4 protein-coding genes and 1 pseudogene are annotated in these 20,653 nt (G+C 69.7%); 2 read left to right on the top strand and 3 right to left on the bottom strand.

The features are described 5' to 3' along the window. Positions 1 to 20 precede the first annotated feature (20 nt). Positions 21 to 1,214 (bottom strand): Nramp family divalent metal transporter, encoded by a 1,194-nt coding sequence (locus tag NC4_RS26630; RefSeq protein ID WP_067543684.1) that lies wholly within the window; start codon positions 1,212 to 1,214, stop codon positions 21 to 23. Between the two features lie 212 nt (positions 1,215 to 1,426). On the opposite strand from NC4_RS26630, the pseudogene NC4_RS44840 reads away from it, so the two are divergent. After that, positions 1,427 to 1,939 (top strand): annotated as a pseudogene (locus NC4_RS44840) (SDR family oxidoreductase); the annotation flags it as partial. A 31-nt stretch (positions 1,940 to 1,970) separates the two neighbouring features. Next, on the top strand, positions 1,971 to 2,306 hold the full coding sequence (locus tag NC4_RS41815; RefSeq protein WP_218021306.1) for a Rossmann-fold NAD(P)-binding domain-containing protein: 336 nt from the start codon (positions 1,971 to 1,973) through the stop codon (positions 2,304 to 2,306). An 80-nt stretch (positions 2,307 to 2,386) separates the two neighbouring features. On the opposite strand, the gene NC4_RS26620 is transcribed toward NC4_RS41815, so the two are convergent. Further along, positions 2,387 to 3,382 (bottom strand): alpha/beta hydrolase, encoded by a 996-nt coding sequence (locus NC4_RS26620; RefSeq protein ID WP_067543682.1) that lies wholly within the window; start codon positions 3,380 to 3,382, stop codon positions 2,387 to 2,389. Positions 3,383 to 3,600: 218 nt separating this feature from the next. Further along, on the bottom strand, positions 3,601 to 20,583 hold the full coding sequence (locus tag NC4_RS26615) for a non-ribosomal peptide synthetase (protein WP_157555234.1): 16,983 nt from the start codon (positions 20,581 to 20,583) through the stop codon (positions 3,601 to 3,603). Positions 20,584 to 20,653: the final 70 nt, after the last annotated feature.

Here is a 20,653-nt window from a genome sequence, read left to right as displayed (position 1 = left end):
CCTACGCGGCCGGACCGCCCTCAGCTTCCCGTGATGGTCAAATAGATCAGCGCGATATTGAGCGCGGTGATGATCGCCGCGACCAGCCAGGCCAGCGCGGTGGTGACGCGATGGTTCACATCCGCGCCCATCAGTCCGCGATCACTGGTGAACCGCACCAGCGGAATGAGCGCGAACGGGATGCCGAACGACAACACCACCTGCGAAATGATCAGCGCCCGAGTCGGATCGATGCCGAGCGCGAGAATCGCGAGGGCGGGAATCAGAGTGACCAGCCGCCGCAGCAGCAGCGGAATGTGGCGGCGCAACAGACCCTGCATGATCATCGCCCCGGCGTAAGCGCCCACCGAGGTAGACGCCAGCCCGGAGGCCAGCAGCCCGATCGCGAGCAGCAGCCCGGCGGCCGGACCGAGCGTGTCTCGCACTGCGGCATGGGCGGATTCGATGGAATCGACGTCCTCCCGCCCGCGCAGCGTACTGGCCGCCATGAGCAACATGGCGAGGTTGACCGTGCCCGCGAGCAGCATGGCCAGGCCGACATCCATGCGCGTGATCCGAAGCAGCCGTGCGCGAATGGGCCCGGCCTCCGGATTCCCGTGCCGATCCCGCGCCAACCCGGAGTGCAGATACACCGCATGCGGCATAACGGTCGCCCCGATCATGGCCGCCGCCAACAGCACACTCTCGGTCCCGTCGAACCGCGGCACCAGTCCCCCGATGGTCTCCGACGCCGACGGCGGTGAAATGAACACGGAGGCAAGGAATCCAATGGCGATAATGGCCAGCATCCCGGTGATCAACCGTTCGAACGGCTGCTGCCCCCGCCGATTCTGGACGGCGAGCAGCCCCAGCGAAACGACGCCGGTAATGATGCCGCCGACGACGAGCGGCAATCCGAACAGCAGCTGCAGGGCGATCGCCCCACCCACCACCTCCGCGAGATCCGTTGCCATGGCCACGGTCTCGGCCTGCCCCCAATAGGCCAACCGCACCCGCCGACTCGCCTTGTCCCGCACCGCCTCCGGCAGCGACATGCCGGTCACCAGACCCAGCTTGGCCGACAGGAACTGCACCAGCCCCGCCATCACATTGGCCATCACGATGACCCACACCAGCAGGTATCCGAACTGCGCCCCCGCACTGATATTCGAAGCCACATTGCCGGGATCCACATACGCGATCGCCGCGACAAAGGCGGGCCCCAACAAGACCATGGCCGATCGCGCCCGCCGCACCACGCTTCACCGTTCAGCCAGATCAGTACTCACACCGGCAGTTTAAGGCCAACCAACCTTTTTGTTATGCCCACCCCTAAAAATCCGACCGCAATCCCGAAAAGGAGCGGCTACCCGGGGGCTGCGTCCTCGCACGTGGCGATCGCTCGAGAATGATTTAGAATAGATAATTCCGTTCCGATACTGTTGCGATGTGCGACCGACTCGGGTCGCTGATTCGAAGGGAAGAACTTATGTACCTCGTCGTTGGCGCCACCGCTCACTTCGGCCGCCAGACCGTGGACGCCCTGCTGGCCGCGGGCCTGCCGGTGCGTGCGCTGACCCGTCGCCCCGAATCGGCCGGGCTGCCCGCGGGCGTGCAGGTGACCGCGGGTGACCTCACCTCCGAAGACGCTCTGGCCGAAGCCGTTTCGGGTGTCGAAGCGATCTTCCTGGTGCTGCCCTACGGCATGGATGTCGCGCCGCTGCTGGCCGCCGCCCGTCGCGCCGGAGTGCGGCGCATCGTGTTCCTGTCCTCGGGTGCGGTGGTGGACGGCGCGCAGGTTCAGCCCGATGTGATCGCGCAGTACCACCGGGATGTGGAAGCGGCGGTCGAAGCGTCCGGAATCGAATGGACGTTCCTGCGCCTGCTGTTCCCGGCCATCAACTCGCTGACCTTCGCCATGCAGCTCGCCGGGGGCGATGTCATTCGCGCGGCCTACGGCCGGGCCGCCGCCTCGGTGATCCACGAGAACGATGTGGCCGACGTGGCCGCGGCGGTGCTCCCCGGGGGGGCGCGCCGGACGCGTCTACGATCTCACCGGTCCGCAGTCGCTGACCCAGATCGAGCAGGTCGAGATCCTGGGCGCGGCCCTGGGCCGCCCGCTCGTCTTCGACGAGCTCGACGATGTTCCCGTGCGTGCGCAGATGGCGCAGTTCATGGACCCGGCGTTCATCAATGCGCTGTTCGACCTGATGGCCGCGACCGTCGGCAAACCCGCCGAGATCAACACCGTCGTCGCAGAACTCACCGGCCACGCGCCCCGCACCTATGCCGAATGGGTCGGCGACCACCTCGCCGACTTCTCCTGAGCGAGCGGGGAATTCCCCACAAACGCGACCGCCCCGGCAGTGGCCGGGGCGGTCGTCCTATTCGCTTGCGGGGGCTGGGGTCAGATACCCAGGCCGCGGGCCAGGACCGGCCAGGAGTTCAGGAACTCGTCGTTCCAGTAACCCCAGGAGTGGGTGCCGGTGGCGCGGAAGTTGTAGGTGGCGGGGATGCCGAGGGAGTCGAGCTTGGTCTTCAGGTTGGCGGTGCAGTACTGGGTGCCCGCCTCGATGACGCCGCCGATGATGAGCTGGTTGGCCAGGCCGTAGGCACCGGGGAGGGCGTGCTCGCCATTGAGGACGTCGTACTGGCCGGGCAGGCCGCTGCCGCTGGAGATGTACAGCTCCACGCCGCGCAGCTTCTCGGCATTCACGACCGGGTCGTTTTCGGTCCAGGCGGGGGAATCCTCGGGGCCGTACATGTTTTCGAGCTTGCCGCCGCCCCAGGTTTCGACGGTGAGGCGCATGAATTCGCGGCCGACCGGATCGGCGAACTGGGCGCAGCCGGAGTAGGCGGCGGCGGCCTTGAAGAGGCCGGGCTTCACTTCGGGGAGCTGCAAGACCATGGTGCCGGAGGTGGAGATGCCCGCGATGGCATTGACGCCGTTGGTGCCGAGGGCGGCGTCGATGAGCGGGGGGAGCTCTTCGGTGAAGAAGGTGGTCCACTTGTTGCGGCCCAGCTCCGGATCGTCCTGCTGCCAGTCGGTGTAGTAGCTCCACTTGCCGCCGATGGGCTGGACCACGTTGACGTTCTTGTCGCCGAGGAAGCCGCCGACGATATCGGTCTTCTTCACCCAGGAGGCGGAGTCCTGGCCGCCGCCCGCGCCATTGAGGAGATAGAGCACCGGGCGCGGCACGGAGGCGTCGGCGGGGCGCTGCACATCGATGGGATAGGTGGCGTCCATGGCGGCGGAGTAGACGTACAACCGGATGTTCCGGTCGTCCTTCATCTCCGCCTTGGTGATCTTGGAACCGTCGGGCGCGACGGGATCGGCCAGGAGCTTCTTATTGTCGATGATCGGGTCGGACGCGGACGCCGTGGTCACCCCGACGCCGGACACCAGGCCCCCGAGGACCGCCGTGGCGGCGATGAAGGCGGCAGCCCGGGCTCCGAACCGACGACTACCAACCCCGTCCCGGCCATATCGACGAATCAATTTCACACCTTCACTTCGGTTTCGGTTACCGGTCGATCGCCCACAGCGCCCGGGTTCGCCGGGCAGCTGCCATCCCCCGTCAGACCATACGGCCTATGACAGCGGCGCGACAGCGGACAATATTACGGATTGGTCCCGCGGCCGTGTTCGGAGAGCCCGCCCAGGGCCTGCACCCAGCCCTCGACGAGTCGCTTCACCTGTTCCAATTCCAGTACCGCGCCCGCGAAATCGAAGCGGGCGATCAGGCCGTCCTGACTGGTGTCCACGGTCAGGTCCAGGTACAGATCGTCGGCCACCGGTTCCGGATAGACCCGGGCGGGTCGCAGATCGCGGTACCGGAAACCGATGCGGCCCAGCGGGAGCTCGGCGACGGCGGCGGCCGTGGCCGGATTCAGATGCTGCAACAGCCCGAAGCCGACACCCTGGGCCGGTACCGCCCGGCACCGGTCACGGACCTGCCGCAGCACCGATCCGGCGGCCGGACCGCCCTGACGGACCTCGGCGAAGTCCACGCCGTCGAGCCGCAGCGCGAACGGGTAGCTGGTGCTGAACGCACCCACCGTGCGCTGCCCGGCGGGATCGCCCGCCAGGCGGCCGTCGGCGATGAGACGGACCACCGATCCGGTGGTGCCGCGCGCCCCGTCGCCGCCGTCGTCCAGCAGGGCGACGGCGAGGGCGGACAGCAGCACCTCGTCGATGGTGGCGTTGTAGCGCCGCGCCACCGCGTCCACGGCGGCCGCGCCCTCACCGGTGATGGACACCGACACCCGGCCGCGGCCGAGGGCGGCCGGACCGTCGCCGGGCACGTCCGCGGGCGCGAGCCCCGGTTCGGCCTCGGCCAGTTCCATACGCCAACAACCCAATTCGTCGACGGTGTCGGAATCGGCGGCGCGCACCGCGAGCCCGCGAGCAATGCCGACCGGATGCGCGTCGGCGCTGGGCGGGGTGGCGTGCCCGCCGGACCAGGAGGCCGTGAGGTCCTCGATAATGGTGCGCCAGGAGGCGTCGTCCACCACCAGGCCATTGGCGACCACGACCAGCAGGGCCGCGGGCTGATCCGCCGAATCACGGTGCGGATCGGCCGGGACGTTCTCCAGCAGTACGAAGCGGACGTGGTAGCCCTTCTCCGGATCCAGTTCGGCGGCAGCGGCCGCGATCACGGCCTCGATGGGGTCGCCCACCGCCTCGACATTCGGATCCACCTGCCACACCGCGGCCGAGCCGTGCGCGGGCTGGTTCGGAATGTCCAGCACTACGGTGTCACCGGTGCGCCGCAGGCGCGCCCACAGCGCCGGATGGCGATCCAGCAGCGAGGCCACCGAGCGGCGCACCCGGGTGCCGGAGATATCGGCGGCGATATCGAGGGTGATGGCGCGCACCCACAGCCCGGACGGTTCGACCTCGAGCAGGCCGACCGCACCGGCGGGCAGCGGTGAAACATCGCCCACCGCGGTGAGCCTCGGGCCCATGATCGGCGGCAGCGCCACCGGAGCGGGTTCGGCCGGAGCGGGTTCGACCGGTTCGGTCTGGAGCTTCACCTCCGGGGCCGGATCGTCGAAGTTCACGATCGGCAGCACGGCCGTCGTCGCCCAGTCGGCGGTGTCGTCGGCGACCGGTTCGGTCTCCTCCGCCTCGAACAGGTCCACCCGCCGCACCCGCACCGTGGCGGGCTGCACCATGGCGGACTGCACCGGGGCGGCCTCGACCGGAGCGGGCGCAACCGGGGCGGGGCGGTCGGCGCGGTCCAGGATCTCGCTCAGGATCGGCCCGCTCATGGCGTAGGCCTCGGCGGTGATCATGAGCTGATGCCGGAAAGGCATGGGGTGCACGGAGATCGCGCCGCTGACGTGAGCGCGCCACTCCTCGGGCGAGCGCTGGTCGTAGCCGGGGGTGGGTTCCTGGGCGTAGAACAGCTCCAGATCGCCGTCGTAGCGGCCCGCGCGATGTTCGGCGCGCAGCATGACGGTGCGCACCGCGCCCTGGTAGATGCGCCGGACCCGCTCGAGGGTCAGCACGCCGAGTTCGCTCGGCAGGGCCGCGTGCATGGCGCGCAGCGCGTCCTCGCTGAGCTCGAGCAGATCGCCCTCCTCCGGGAACGCCTCCGCGCCAATGCCCAGCTGCGCGAACTCGTCCACGATGGCGTCGCGGAACTTCGAGAACTCCATCTCCGGGAAGGTGTCGAGAATGGCCAGCACATCGACCTTCTCGCCATCGGCCTGGAGTTCGGTGGCAATGGCGTGCGCCAGCGTGCCGCCGAGGGAGAAGCCCGCCAACCGGTACGGACCGTGCGGCTGAATGGCTTTCATCTCGGTGATGTACCGGCGCGCGATCTCGGTGAGCGAGGCCGGGGCGTAGTCCGCCTCGGTGAACGCGGGCGATTGCAGGCCGATGATCGGCTGATCCTCGGGCAGCACCCGCGCCAGACCGGCGTACATCCAGGCCATGCCGGACATGGGCGGCGGGCAGAACAGCGGCGTGCGGGTGCCGTGCGCGCGGATGGGCAGCACCACCGCGAGCGCGGCGGCGGTCCCGGCGTCGTAGTCGACGTCGCTGTCCAGGGAGGCCGAGATCTGCGCGGCGAGCCCGGCCGCGGTCGGCCCGGTGAAGAACCAGGAGACCATGACCTCCGCGCCGGTGAGCGCGCGCAGCTTGCTGACCACCTTGGTGGCCAGCAGCGAGGTGCCGCCGAGTTCGAAGAAATCGTCGTCGACGCCGACGCGTTCCACGCCGAGCACCTCGGCAATGGCGGCGACCACGGTCTCCTCCAGCGCGGTGCTCGGGCCGCGGTATTCGCGTTGCCGCAGTACGGGTTCCGGCAGCGCCTTGCGGTCGATCTTGCCGACCGGATTGAGCGGCAGCTTGTCGAGCACCGTGATGGCGGTCGGCACCATGTATTCGGGCAGTCGCCCGGACAGGTACTCGAGCAGCTCGGCCACCTCGATCGTGCGTCCCGCCACCGGCAGCACGTACGACGCCAGAATGGTGGAGCCCGCCTCGGTCCGGTGCCCGACGGTGAGCGCGAAATCGACGGTCTCGTGCGCCACCAGCGCGGCGTCGACCTCGCCGAGTTCGATGCGGAAACCGCGGATCTTCACCTGGAAGTCATTGCGGCCCACGTACTCCACGGCCGAATTGCCTTCGGCGTCGCGCCGCCAGTGCACCACGTCGCCGGTGCGGTACATGCGCGCGCCCGCCTCGTACGGGTTGGCGACGAACCGCTCGGCGGTGAGCCCGGGACGCGCGTGATAGCCGCGGGCCAACTGGATTCCGGCCAGGTACAGCTCGCCGGACACCCCCTCCGGCACCGGCCGCAACCGGCTGTCCAGAATCAGGCCCCGCACGCCGCGGATGGTCTCGCCGATCACCAGCGGATCGCCCGCCGAGAGCGGGTGGCTCATATTGGTGACGATGGTGGTCTCGGTCGGGCCGTACACATTGTGGAATGCGCGCACGCCGCCGTCGGCGAACGGCACGGTCCACTTGGCGACCATATCGACCGGCATGGCCTCACCGCCCGCGGCGAGCACCTTCAGGCTGTCCAGCCCGGTCGGATCCATGGTGGCCACGGCGGCGGTGGTGATGAAGGCGTGGCTCACCTGCTCGGTGCGAATGACCTCGGCCAGTTCCTCACCGCCGTAGATGCCCGGGCGGACCACGACCATGGTGGCGGCCGGTCCCGCGGCGAGCAGCAGTTCCATCATGGCGCCGTCGAAGCTGGGCGAGGCGAAATGCAGTGTGCGCGAGGACGAGTCGAGCTGGTAGCGGTCGAGCTGAGCGCGGCTGTAGTTGGCCAGGCCCGCGTGCGTGACCACCACGCCCTTGGGCACGCCGGTGGAGCCGGAGGTGTAGGTGATGTAGGCGATATTGCCCGGCCGCAGCGGCGCGTTCCGATCGATGTTCGAGATCAGCGCCGCCGAACGGCTTTCCACCGCCGCGGCGAATCCGGCATCGTCGAGCGGCAGCCACTGTCCCGCGAGCGCGGGCAGGGCGTCGAGGTGCTCGGTGAGGGTGATGCCGAAGACGACGCCGGAGTCGGACACCATGTGTGCGATGCGGTCGGCCGGGTAGTTCGGGTCGACCGGCACCAGACCGGCGCCGGTCTTGGTGATGGCCCACATGCCGAGCACGGATTCGATGGAGCGCGGAATGGCCATGGCCACCCGTACATCCGGTCCGGCGCCCTGTGCGATGAGTTCGCGCGCCAGCCGCGAGGACAGGGCGTCGAGTTCGCGGTAGGTGAGCGTGCGACCGGCGTAGGTGATGGCATCGCCGTCCGGATTGGAGGTGACCGCCGCGCTCAGCAGTTCGGGCAGCGTGGCGGGCGGCACCGCCGGGCCGCCGACGCGGTCCAGCAGATAGGCGCGCTCGTCGGCCGCCAGGATCTCCAGATCGCCCACGGCCGCATGAGGTTCGGCGATGATCCGGTCGAGCAGTCGGGTGAACCGCCGCGCGTACCCCTCCACCGTGGCTTGATCGAACAGGTCACGCGAGTAGGTGAGGATGGCGAACATCCCCGCCGCGGATTCCTGCACGGTGAGCTGCAGATCGAACTTCTCGATCTCGACCTCGAAATCGACGGCGGAGACCCGCAATCCGGGCAGCTCGAAGGAGCTCTCCGGCAGGTTCTGGAACGACAGCGCCACCTGGAACAGCGGGTGGCGGGCGGTGGACCGCTCCGGATTGAGCAGTTCGACCAGCCGCTCGAACGGGATGTCGGCGTGCGCGAACGCGGCCAGATCGGTGTCCTTGACCCGGGCCAGCAGCTCGGTGAACGATTCGGAGCCGTCCACCGTGGTGCGCAGCGCCAGGGTGTTGACGAACATGCCGATGAGATCGTCGAGTTCGGCCTCGCCGCGGCCCGCGACCGGTGCGCCGATGGCGATATCGGTGGTGCCCGACAACCGCGCCAGCAGCACGGCCAGGGCCGAGTGCAGGACCATGAACATGGTCGCATTGCTCTCGCGCCCGATGCGCTGCAAGCTTTCCCGCACCTCGGCCGAGATCGGGAAGGTCACCGCGCCGCCGCGGAAGGACTGCACCGCCGGGCGTGGGCGATCCGCGGGCAGGTTCAGCTCGTCCGGCAGATCGGCCAGTTGCGTGCGCCAGTAGCCGGCCTGCGTGGACACCAGGCTCCGCGGATCCTGTTCGGACTCGAGCGCCTCACGCTGCCAGATGGCGTAATCCGCGTACTGCACCGGCAGCGGCTGCCAGCCGGGCAGGCCGCCATTGGCGCGCGCCGCGTAGGCGATGACCACATCGCGGGTCAGCGGGGCCATGGACCAGCCGTCGGCGGTGATGTGGTGGGCGGTGAAGACCAGCACGTGCTCCGGCACGGCCGCGCCCATCTCGACGCGGAAGAGCTTGGCGCGGAATGGAAGTTCGCTGGTGACGTCGAATCCGGCGGCCACCACCTCGATCACCCGGTCCCGCACGGAGGCGGCGTCGACCACGAGGGGCGTGAGATCCGGGACGGCCTCGGCGGCGGGCAGGATCACCTGCGCCGGAACGTCGTCGCGCTCCGGGTACACGGTGCGCAGCGTCTCGTGCCGTTCGATGACATCGGCCACGGCCTGCTGCAGCGCGGCCACATCCAGTTCGCCGGTGAGCCGCACCGCGACCGGCACGTTGTACGCCGGTGAGGCGGTGTCGAACTGGTTGAGGAACCACATACGCTGCTGCGCCAGCGAGAGCGGAATGGATTCCGGCCGCTCCTGCGGGGTGAGCGGGGTGCGAACGGCCGCACCGCCCTGCTGGTCGAGCAGCGCGGCCAGCGCGGCCACGGTGGACGCCTCGAACAGCGACCGCACCGCGACCCGGGTATTGCGCGCCGCGCCGAGGCGCGCCGCCACCTGGGTGGCCAGCAGCGAGTTGCCGCCGAGGGCGAAGAAGTCGTCGTCCGCGCCGATCCGGTCCACGCCGAGCACCTCGGCGAAGACCTGGGCCACCGCGATCTCGGATTCGCCTGCGGGAGCGCGGAATTCGCGCACCGACAGCACGGGCTCGGGCAGCGCGCGGCGATCCAGCTTGCCGACCGGGGTCAGCGGCAGCTTGTCCAGGACCGTAATGGCCGTGGGCACCATGTATTCCGGCAGCCGATCCGCGACATGCGCGGTGAGCGCGTCGATATCGATCGAACGGCCCGGTGCGGGCAGCACATAGGAGGCCACGATGGTGGCGCCGACCTCGGTCTTGTGCCCGACGGTGACGGCGTAGTCGACCGTCTCGTGCGAGCTCAGCGCGGCGTCGATCTCGCCGAGTTCGATGCGGAAGCCGCGGATCTTCACCTGGAAGTCGTTGCGGCCCACGTATTCCACGGCTCCGGCCGGAGTCCAGCGGACCACGTCGCCGGTGCGGTACATGCGCGCGCCCGGTACGAAGGGGTTGGCCACGAACCGTTCGGAGCTCAGCCCCGGCCGCGCGTGATAGCCGCGCGCCAGCTGAATGCCCGACAGATACAGCTCACCCGCGACGCCCACCGGCACCGGCCGCAGACGATCGTCGAGGACGAGCGCCTGCATGCCCCGGATCGGGCCGCCGATGGTGATCGGATCGCCGGCCGTCATCGGGTCCGGGATATTGGTCATGATGGTGGTCTCGGTCGGACCGTAGCCATTGTGGAAGGCGCGCACCGTGCCGTCCGCCAGCGGAACGGCCCACTTGGCCACCAGATCCGCCGGCAGCGCCTCGCCGCCGGCGGCCAGCACCCGCAGCGAATCCAGGCCCGCCGGATCCAGATAGGACAGGGCCGCGGTGGTGATGAAGGCGTGCGTGACGCCCTCGTTCCGGATCAGCTCGGAGAGCTCCGCACCGCCGTACACACCCGGCGGAACCACCACCAGGGTGCCCGACCCGCCCAGCGCGAGGAGGTACTCCAGGACCGAGGCGTCGAAGGACGGCGTCGCGAAATGCAGTGGCCGCGAGGAGGAATCGAGGCCGTACCGGGCCACCTGCTCGGCGCTGAAGTTGGCCAGGCCGGCATGGGTCACCACGACGCCCTTGGGCACGCCGGTGGAACCGGAGGTGTAGATGATGTAGGCGATATGGTCCGGCCGCACGCTGCCCCACCGGTCCGCATCGGAAACCGGTGCGGGCGAATGCGATTCGACCTCGGCCGACACCTTCGGATCATCGAGGCACATCCACCCCGACAGGCCCTGCAGGCCCGGCAGGTGCGCCGCCTTCGCCGAGATCGTCACGCCCAGCGTCGCACCGGAGTCGGTGATCATGTGGGCAATGCGGTCGGCCGGGTATTCGGGATCGATCGGCACGAAGGCCGCACCGGCCTTGGCGACCGCCCAGACGGCCAGCACCGAGCCGATGGACCGCGAGAGGGCCACGGCCACCGGCGTTTCCGGTCCGGCGCCGCGCGCGATGAGCGTGCGCGCCAGCTTCGAGGAGGCCGCGTCCAGATCGGCGTAGCTGAAGCTGCGGCCGCCGAAGGACACCGCCGCCCCGCGCGGATTCGCCGCCACGGCCCGGGCCATGAGCTCCGGCAGGGTGGACGCCGGGACGGCCGGGCCGCCGGTGCGCGCGGTCAGGTCGGCGCGCTCGGCCGCGGCGACCAGTTCGAGATCGCCCACCGCCAGCTCCGGCCGGGCGACGACCTGCTCGAGCAGCCGGACGAACCGCTGCGCGAACACCTCCACGGTGGCCTCGTCGAAGAGGTCCCGCGCATAGGTCAGGATGGCGGCCATACCGTTGTCGCCGGTATCGCGCATGGTCACCATGAGATCGAATTGCGAAGTCTCGATACCGGATTCGAGCGCGCTGATGCGCAGTCCGGGGAGTTCGAAATCGCTCTCGGGCAGATTCTGGAACGACAGCGCGACCTGGAAGAGCGGATTGCGCGCGGTGGACCGCTCCGGATTGAGCACCTCGACGAGCCGCTCGAACGGAATATCGGCGTGCGCGAAGGCGGCCAGATCGGTGTCCTTGGCCCGGGCCAGCAGCTCGGTGAAGGGTTCGGCGCCGTCGACCTGTGTGCGCAGCACCAGGGTGTTGACGAACATGCCGATGAGATCGTCGAGTTCGGCCTCGCCGCGGCCCGCGATGGGCGTGCCGATGGCGATGTCCGAGGTCCCCGACAGCCGCGCCAGCAGCACCGCGAGGGCACTGTGCACGACCATGAACACGGTGGCGTGCTGCTCGCGCGCAATGCGCCGCAGGCCCTCGTGCACCTCGGCGGAGATGGGGAAGGTGACCGCGCCGCCGCGGAAGGACTGCACCGGCGGGCGCGGGCGGTCCGACGGCAGGTTCAGCTCGTCCGGCAGATCGGCCAGCTGGGTGCGCCAGTAGTCGGCCTGCGCGGAGACCAGGCTCTGCGGATCGGTTTCGGAGCCGAGGACTTCGCGCTGCCACAGCGCGTAATCCGCGTACTGCACCGGCAACGGACGCCAGTGCGGTTCGGCGCCCGCCGAGCGCGAGATGTAGGCGGTCATGAGGTCGCGGGCCAGCGGGCCCATGGACCAGCCGTCGGCCGCGATGTGATGCGCGACCAGCACGATCACGTGTTCGGTCGCATCCGCGTCGAGCTGGAACAGCTTGACGCGCAACGGGATTTCGGCGGTCACGTCGAAGCCCTCGGCGAGCAGGGCGCCGATGCGCGCGGGCAGCTCCGCGAGTTCGACGGTCTCCGGCGCGAGGTCCACGACCGCCCGCTCGGCGAGCAGCACGACCTGGTGGGCGATGCCGTCGGCCTCCGGGTAGACGGTGCGCAGCACCTCGTGCCGGGCCATGATGTCGGCGACGGCCTGCCGCAGGGCGGCGATATCCAGTGCGCCGCTGAGTCGTAGCGCGATGGGCAGGTGGTAGGCCGTGGAGGTGGTGTCGAAGCGGTTGAGGAACCACATGCGCTGCTGGGCGAGGGACAGCGGAATGCGGTCGGGCCGTTCCCCCGCCGTCAGCGCGGGCCGCCGGGCCCCGGTCTCCGATTGCAGCAGTTCGGCCAGTGCCGCCACGGTGGGCGCCTCGAACAGCACCCGCACCGGGACGCGCAGATCGAGGGCCGCGCCGAGGCGGGCGACCACGCGAATGCCGACCAGGGAGTTGCCGCCGAGTTCGAAGAAGTCGTCGTCGGCGCCGATGGGCTGATCGACGCCGAGCACCTCGGCGAAGACGGCCGCGACGGTCTCCTCCGCCGGGGTGGCCGGGGCGCGGAAGGCGCGCGCCTCGAACTCCGGTTCCGGCAGGGCCCTCCGGTCCAGCTTGCCGTTGGCATTGAGCGGCATGACCTCCAGGGCCACGAAGGCCGCCGGGACCATATAGGACGGCAGTTGCGCCGAGAGGTGCGCCCGCAGCGAGTCCATCTCGACGGTGTCGCGGGTGGGCACGACATAGGCGACGAGGCGGTCGCCGGTATTGGCGTCGGAACGCAGCACCACGACGGCCTGCGCGACGGAATCGTGTGCGGTGAGCGCGGATTCGATCTCACCGAGCTCGATACGCAGACCACGCAACTTCACCTGGAAGTCGGTACGACCCAGATACACGATGGAGCCGTCCGCGCCGCGGCGCACCAGGTCGCCGGTGCGGTACATGCGCGCACCGGTGCCGAACGGGTTGGCCACGAACCGATCCGCAGTCAGATCCGCCCGGCCCACGTAGCCGCGCGCCAGCTGATCACCCGCGAGATAGAGCTCACCCGCGACACCCTGCGGTACCGGATGCAGACGCGAATCCAGCACGTACGCCCGCGCGTTCCACACCGGCAGACCGATCGGCACCGCACCCTGCACATCCTCCGCGACCGGCGCGAAGGTGGCGTGCACGGTGAATTCCGTTGGCCCGTACAGGTTGTGCAGCTCCGCCGGGCTGATGCGGCGGAAGGTCTGCACGGTATCGGAGGTGAACGCTTCACCCGCGACGAGCAGCGCCCGCAGCGAGGACAGCGCCTCCGGGTTCACACTGCTCGCGAACACCGACAGCATGGACGGCACGAACGAGGTCATGGTGACCCGCTCGGCCGCGATCACATCCGCCAGATACTGCGGATCACGGTGACCGTCCGGCGTGGCGACGACCATGCGGCCACCGGTCGCCAACGGGCCGAACAGCTCCCACACCGACACGTCGAAGGTCTGCGGCGTCTTGAGCAGCACCACGTCATCGGCGTCCACACCGTATTCGGCGGTGATCCAGCGAATCTGGTTCACGGCCGCCGCATGCGGCACGGCCACACCCTTCGGGCGGCCGGTGGAACCGGACGTGAAGATGACGTACGCGGTGTTCGACGGCCGCAGCGGCGCGCGCCGATCCACGTCGGTGACCGGAAGCCCGCTGTACCGGGTCAGATCCAGGACATCCAGATTGACGGTCGGGTACTCGCTCTCGTACCAGTCCCACCCATTGGTGATCACCACGGTGGGCCGCGCCACCTCGAGCACGTAGTCGAGCCGGTCGGCGGGCTGATCCAGATCCAGCGGCACGTACGCGCCACCGGCCTCCAGCACCGCGTACATGGCCACGACCAGGTCCACCGAACGGCGAATACCCAGGGCCACCAGCGATTCCGGGCCGACGCCCTGTGCGATCAGGTGCCGGGCCAGCCGGTGCACGCGTTCGGCCAGATCACCGTAGGTCAGCTCGCCGCGCCGATCCCCGAGTCCGGTGTACACCAGCGCGGTGGCCTCGGGGGTGCGCACGGCCTGCGCCTCGAACAGCTCCACCAGGGTGCCGCCGCCCAGCGCGACGGCGGTGGAATTCCAGTCCTGGCGCAGCTGCCAGATCTCGTCCACGGCCAGCAGATCGATATCGCCGACGACGCGCTCCGGATTGGCAGCCACGGCCACCAGCAGGCGCACCAGGCGATGCGCGAGAGCGTCCACGGTGGCGGCGTCGAACAGATCGGTGGCATAGGTGAAACCGGCCGAAATGCCCTGCGGCACACCGTCGGCGCTGGTGTGCTCGATCATGGTGAGGTCGAGGTCGAACTTGGCGACGGGCACGTCGAACCGCACATCCGACACCGAGACGCCCGGCAGCTCGAGGTTGGTGGCCGCCATGTTCTGCAGGGTCAGCGCCACCTGGAACAGCGGATGCCGGGCCTGCGAACGGGCCGGATCCAGCAGTTCCACAATGCGTTCGAAGGGCGCGTCGGCATGCTCGAAGGCCGCCAGATCGGTGCGTCGCACCGCGGCGAGCAGATCCGCGAAGCGGGTGGCCGGATCGACCTCGGCGCGCAGCACCAGGGTATTGACGAACATGCCGATCAGATCGCCCAGCGCCGCCTCGCCGCGGCCCGCGATGGGCGCGCCGATGGCGATACCGGTGGTGCCGGAGGTCCGCGCCAGCAGGGTGGCCAGGGCGGCGTGCACGACCATGAACAGGGTCGAATTGTGCTGCTGCGCAACCCGGGTCAGCGCGGCGTGCACATGCGGATCGATCTCGAAGGAGACGGTCGCGCCGCGCCCGGAGGCCACGGCGGGCCGGGGCCGGTCGGTGGGCAGCTCCAGCAGATCCGGCAGTCCGGCCAGGGTCTCGCGCCAGTAGTCCAGCTGGCGGACCAGCAGCGAGGCCGGATCGGTTTCCGCGCCGAGGTTCTCGCGCTGCCACAGCGCGTAGTCGGCGTACTGCACCGCCAGCGGCGACCACTGCGGCGGCACGCCCTGGATACGGCTCAGGTAGGCGGTCATGAGATCGCGGGTCAGCGGGCCGCCGGAGAAGCCGTCACCGGCAATGTGGTGGACCACGCAGATGAGCACGTGATCCTCGGCGGCCAGGCGCAGCAGGCGCAGGCGCAGCGGCGGGACGGCGGTCACGTCGAAGGGCGCGAAGGCGACTTCGGCCACGGCGGCGGGGATTTCGTCCTCGGTGACATCGCGCATGGGCAGCACCGGGAGCGCGTCGGGATCGCTGGGGGCGAGCGCGACCTGGTATCCGGCGCCCTCGTGTTCGGGGTAGACGGTCCGCAGCACCTCGTGGCGTTCGACCAGATCCCGCACCGCGGAGCGCAATGCGTGCACATCCAGCGCGCCGGTGATGCGCAGCGCGATGGGCAGGTTGTAGGTCGCCGATTCGGGTTCGAAGCGGTTGAGGAACCACATGCGCTGCTGGGCGTAGGACAGCGGGATCAGTTCCGGCCGGTCCATGGGCCGCAGCGGCAGCGCCTGCGCCTCGGTGTGCGTGCCCAGGGCGGCGGCGAGTTCGGCCACGGTGGGAGCCTCGAAGACGGCCCGCACCGGGACGCGGGCGCCCAGCGCCGCACCGAGTCGCGCCACCACCTGGGTGGCATTGAGCGAGTTGCCGCCCAGTTCGAAGAAGTCGTCGTCGGCGCCGACGCGTTCGGCGCCCAGGACGGCCGCGAACACCGCGGCCACCGTGGCCTCGGCCTCGGTCGCGGGCTCGCGGTAGGCGCGCGCCTGGAACTCCGGCACCGGCAGCGCCTTGCGATCCAGTTTGCCGCTGGCATTGAGCGGCATGGCCTCGAGCCGTACCACGGCCGAGGGCACCATATAGGACGGCAGCGTCTCGCGCACGTGCGCGAGCAGTTCGGCATCGGTGGCCTCGCCGTCGAGCACGACGTACGCGACGAGCCGATCGCCGGTGCCGCCCTTCACCAGGGAGACCGCGGCGCGATGGACCGCGGCGTGGCCCAGCAGCACCGTCTCGATCTCGCCGAGCTCGATGCGCTGACCGCGCAGCTTCACCTGGAAGTCGCTGCGGCCCAGGTATTCCAGCGCGTGCCCGCTACCCGAGGGGTCCGCGATCCAGCGGACCACGTCACCGGTGCGGTACAGGCGCGCACCGCCGTCGTGCGCCACGAAACGCTCGGCGGTCAGGCCGGGCGCGCCGAAGTAGCCGCGCGCCAGCTGCACACCGGCGACATACAGCTCACCGGCCGCGCCGAAGGGCACCGGCCGCAGGTGCCGGTCCAGTACCAGCACCCGGGTATTGGCGACCGGATTGCCGATGGGCACCGCGACACCGGCGGTGTGCTCGGCCGGATGGGCCGTCACCACCGTGGCCTCGGCCGGGCCGTACCAGTTGACCAGGGCCGTATCCGGCAGTGCCGCACCGAACGTGGCCGCGGTCTCCGCCGACAGCGCCTCACCGGCGGCGAACACCCAGCGCAGCGAGGGATGCCCACCGGCCGGGCCGTCGAGGAAGGCGTCCAGCATGGACGGCACGAAATGCAGTGCGGTGACGCCGTATTCGTCGATGGTCCGCGCGATATAGGCCGGATCGCGATGCCCGTCCGGCTCGGCGATGACCACCGCCGCACCGGTGTGCAACGGCCAGAACAGCTCCCACGTGGACACGTCGAAGGTGATGGGCGTCTTGTGCAGCACCACATCGCCGGTGGTGTGCGGATAGGTGCACTGGGCCCAGCGGAACTGATTGGCCATCTGCCGGTGGGTGATCACCACGCCCTTGGGGCGGCCGGTGGAGCCGGAGGTGTAGATGACGTAGGCGGTATTGTCCGGATGCACGGCGGCCGGGGCGATCTCGACGAAGGCCCGCGCGCCCGCGAGCGCGTCGATCAGGAACAGCGGTACGCCCGAGGTGGTTTCGAAACCGTCCTCGGTGCGGGTCAGCACGCAGATGGGCGCGGATCCGGCCAGCACGTACTCATTGCGGTCGGCCGGATGATCCGGATCGACCGGCACGTACGCGCCGCCCGCGCGCAGCACGGCGTAGATGGCGACGACCAGCTCGATGCTGCGCCGCATGGCCACGGCCACCCGCGCCTCGGGTCCGACGCCGCGCAGGGCCAGTTCCTGAGCAAGACGGCGCGACTGCTCGTCGAGTTCGCGATAGGTCAGGATGGTGTCGCCGAAGACGATCGCGAGCGCGTCCGGAGTGCGGGCCACCTGTACGTCGAACAGCGACAGCAGGGTCGAATCGTCCTGGAGTTCGGCCACATCGGTGGCATTGACCGCCGCCAGCGCGGCGCGCTCACCGTCGAGCAGGGCGTCCACCTCGGCGACCCGTGCGCCCGGATCCGCGACGAACCGGCTCACCAGCACCGAAAGTCGTTGTGCGATGGCCTGTGCCGACTCCTCCTCGAACAGATCGCGTAGGTACTTGAGATTGAAGCGCAGCTGTTCGCCCACCGGCTGCACCATGACGGTCAGCGGGTAGTGGGTGCCGTTCACGGCGGTGGCGCCGAGAATTCCGGCCTCGTCGATCGGCTCGGCCGCCGCATCGAGGGATTCCCCGTCGACCGGGTACGAAGAGAACACCACGATGGAGTCGAAAAGCCCGTCGACTCCGGCGATCTCCTGGATCTCGCCCAGGCCGACATGGTGATGGTCGAGCAGCGCCGCCTGTTCGCGCTGCAGGCCGCGCAGCACATCGGTGAGCGTATCCGTGGCCGCCAGGCGCACCCGCACCGGAATGGCATTGAGGAACAGGCCGACCATGGTCTCGATACCGGCCAGCTGCGGCGGACGGCCGGAGACGGTCGCGCCGAAGACCACATCGTCGCGATCGGTGCCGCGCCCGATCAGCAGGCCCCAGGCCGCCTGCACGACGGTATTGGGCGTGACGCCCGCATCGGCGGCGGCGCGCATGAGCGCGGTGGTCTCGTCCGCGGTGAGATCGAACTTGATTTCGCCTATGCCGGAAGAGATCTCGCGCGACCGGTCGACCGGGGCGAGCGGCGTCGGCTCGGTGAATCCAGCCAGCGCCTCGCGCCAGGCGTCGCGGGCCGCGCTGTGATCGCGCGCGGCCAGCCACGCCAGATAATCCCGGTAGGGCCGCACCGGCGGCACCTGCGCCGCATCGCCATTGGCGGCGTACAGCAGCAGCATGTCCTGGGTGAGCAACGGCATGGACCAGCCGTCGATGAGGATGTGATGGCTGGTGATGCACAGCCGATAGCGATCAGCCGCCGTCTGGAACAAGGTGATCCGCAGCAGCGGCCCGGTCCGCATATCGAAGTGCCGCGCGATATCGGCGGCCATGAGCCGCTCGGTCTCGGCCAGCGCCGCGGCGGGCTCGTGCGCGGTGAGATCGGTGAACTGCCAAGGCAATTCGGCGTGGTCCACGACGATCTGCAGCGGGTTGCCGTTCGCGTCCTCGGTGAAGGCCGCGCGCAGGTTCACATGCCGGTCCAGCATGGCCTGGGCGGCCGCGTGCACCCGCTCGACCTCGATATCGCCCTGGATATCGATGGCGAACTGCACCATGTAGGCGTCGACGGAGGATTCGGCCAGCTGCGCGTGGAAGAGCATACCGGACTGCAACGGCGTGAGCGGCCACACCTCGGCCAGATCCGGATAGCTCTCGCGCAGCCGGGCCAGCTCGTCGTCACTCAGTTCGACCAGCGGGCCGGTGGCCAGCTGCTCCTCGGGCGCACCGGGATCCACCGTCTCGGCAATGGCGGCGAGGGCCTCGAGCGTGCGCGATTCGAACAGGTCCTTGGGCCGGAAGGCCACGCCGCGCGCCCGCGCGCGCGAGACGATCTGAATGGCGGTAATGCTGTCCGCGCCCAGCGCGAACAGATCGTCGTCCAGGCCGACCCGCTCCGCGCGCAGCACCTCGGTCATGACCTCGGCAATGATCTGCTGCACCGGCGTTTCCGGCGCGCGGTACTCCCGGGCCTGGAGCACCGGTTCCGGCAGCGCGCGCCGATCCAGCTTGCCGACCGGGGTCAGCGGGATGGCGTCCAGCATCATGATCGCGGTGGGCACCATGTGCGAAGGCAGGCTGCGCCCGGCCAGCGCGGTCAGCTCGTCGGCGGTCACACCGGCGTCGGTGGCGTGCACATAGGCGACCAGAACCGTGCCGCCGGAGGGCAGTTCGTGCCCGACGGTGACCGCGAGGTCCACCCCCGGATGCGCCGCCAGCACGGCGTCGATCTCACCGAGCTCGATGCGGAAGCCGCGAATCTTCACCTGGAAGTCGTTGCGCCCCAGGTATTCGATGCTGCCGTCGGCCGTCCACCGCACCAGGTCGCCGGTGCGGTAGAGCCGGGAAGCTGCGCCCGAGCCCCCGGACCCGCCCCCGTCGAACGGATTCGCCACGAAGCGCGAGGCGGTGAGCGCGGGCTGCAGGTGGTAGCCGCGCGCCAGCTGCGCGCTCGACAGATACAGCTCACCCGTCGCACCCGTCGGCGCCTTCCTGAGCCGCTCGTCGAGCACGTACGCCGTGACGGTCGGAATGCCCGGCCCGATGTGCACCGGCCGGTCCACCGACTGCTCGGCGATATTGGTCATGATCGTCGTTTCGGTCGGCCCGTAGCCGTTCCAGAACGAGCGATGCGGGGCCGCCCAGCGCTGCACCAGATCCGGCGGGACCGCCTCGCCGCCGACCACCACGACCCGGAAATCGTCGAGTCCGGCCGGATCGACCGAGGCCAGCGCGGCCGGGGTGATGAAGGCATGGGTCACCCGTTCGCGCCGCAGCACGGCCGCCAGATCGGCGCCGCCGAAGACGGTGGGCGCGACCACGACCATGGTCGCCGCGCCGCCCAGGGCCAGCAGCAGCTCCAGCACCGAGGCGTCGAAGGACGGGGAGGCGAAGTGCAGGGTGCGGTCGGCGGCGGTGACGCCGTACCAATCCCGCTGCACCTCACAGAATCCGGCCAGGCCGGTGTGGGTGACGATGACGCCCTTGGGCTTACCGGTGGACCCGGAGGTGTAGATGACATAGGCCGGATGCTCGGCGCGCAGCGGCCGCACCCGATCGGCATTGGTGATCGGATCGTTCGGGTAGTCGGCGAGTTCGACGGCGTCGACCGCCAGCCAGTCGATCAGCTCCGGCAGTTCGCCACGGGTATCGGCGACCGTGAGGCCCAGCACCGCACCCGAATCGGCGACCATGTGCTCGACGCGATCGGAGGGGTAATTCGGGTCGACCGGGACGAAACCGGCACCGGCCTTGGCGACCGCCCAGACCGCCACCACCGATTCCAGCGAGCGGCGGATGCCGATAGCGACCAGATCCTCCGGCCCGATGCCGCGTTCGATGAGCAGCCGCGCCAGCCTGGTGGACCGGTCGTCGAGTTCGGCGTAGCCGAGCGTGCCGAGGGTGCGCTCGGCATCGGCGAGCACGACCGCGACGCCGTCCGGATTGGCCTCCACCGCGGTGGCCATGAGCTGCGGCAGCGTGGGGATTCGAGGACGCCGGGTCCGAGTGGGGCGTACGCGAGCCGTGCGGGTCATGCCGACATCACCGGCAGCTGTTCGTACCGGGCCCCGACCACTCGAATCATGAAGCTGTCCTCATCCGTTC

This window comes from Nocardia crassostreae (assembly GCF_001613405.1).
GTDB lineage: Bacteria > Actinomycetota > Actinomycetes > Mycobacteriales > Mycobacteriaceae > Nocardia > Nocardia crassostreae.
Note: the sequence above shows the minus strand (reverse complement) of the source record. Positions and strands in the feature narration are given on the sequence as shown.

Excerpts from the sequence above, each read along its gene's own strand:
- NC4_RS41815 (WP_218021306.1), top strand. The coding sequence starts at position 1,971 with ATGTGGCCGACGTGGCCGCGGCGGTGCTCCCCGGGGGGGCGCGCCGGA.
- NC4_RS26615 (WP_157555234.1), bottom strand. The coding sequence starts at position 20,583 with ATGACCCGCACGGCTCGCGTACGCCCCACTCGGACCCGGCGTCCTCGA.
- NC4_RS26630 (WP_067543684.1), bottom strand. The coding sequence starts at position 1,214 with ATGGTCTTGTTGGGGCCCGCCTTTGTCGCGGCGATCGCGTATGTGGAT.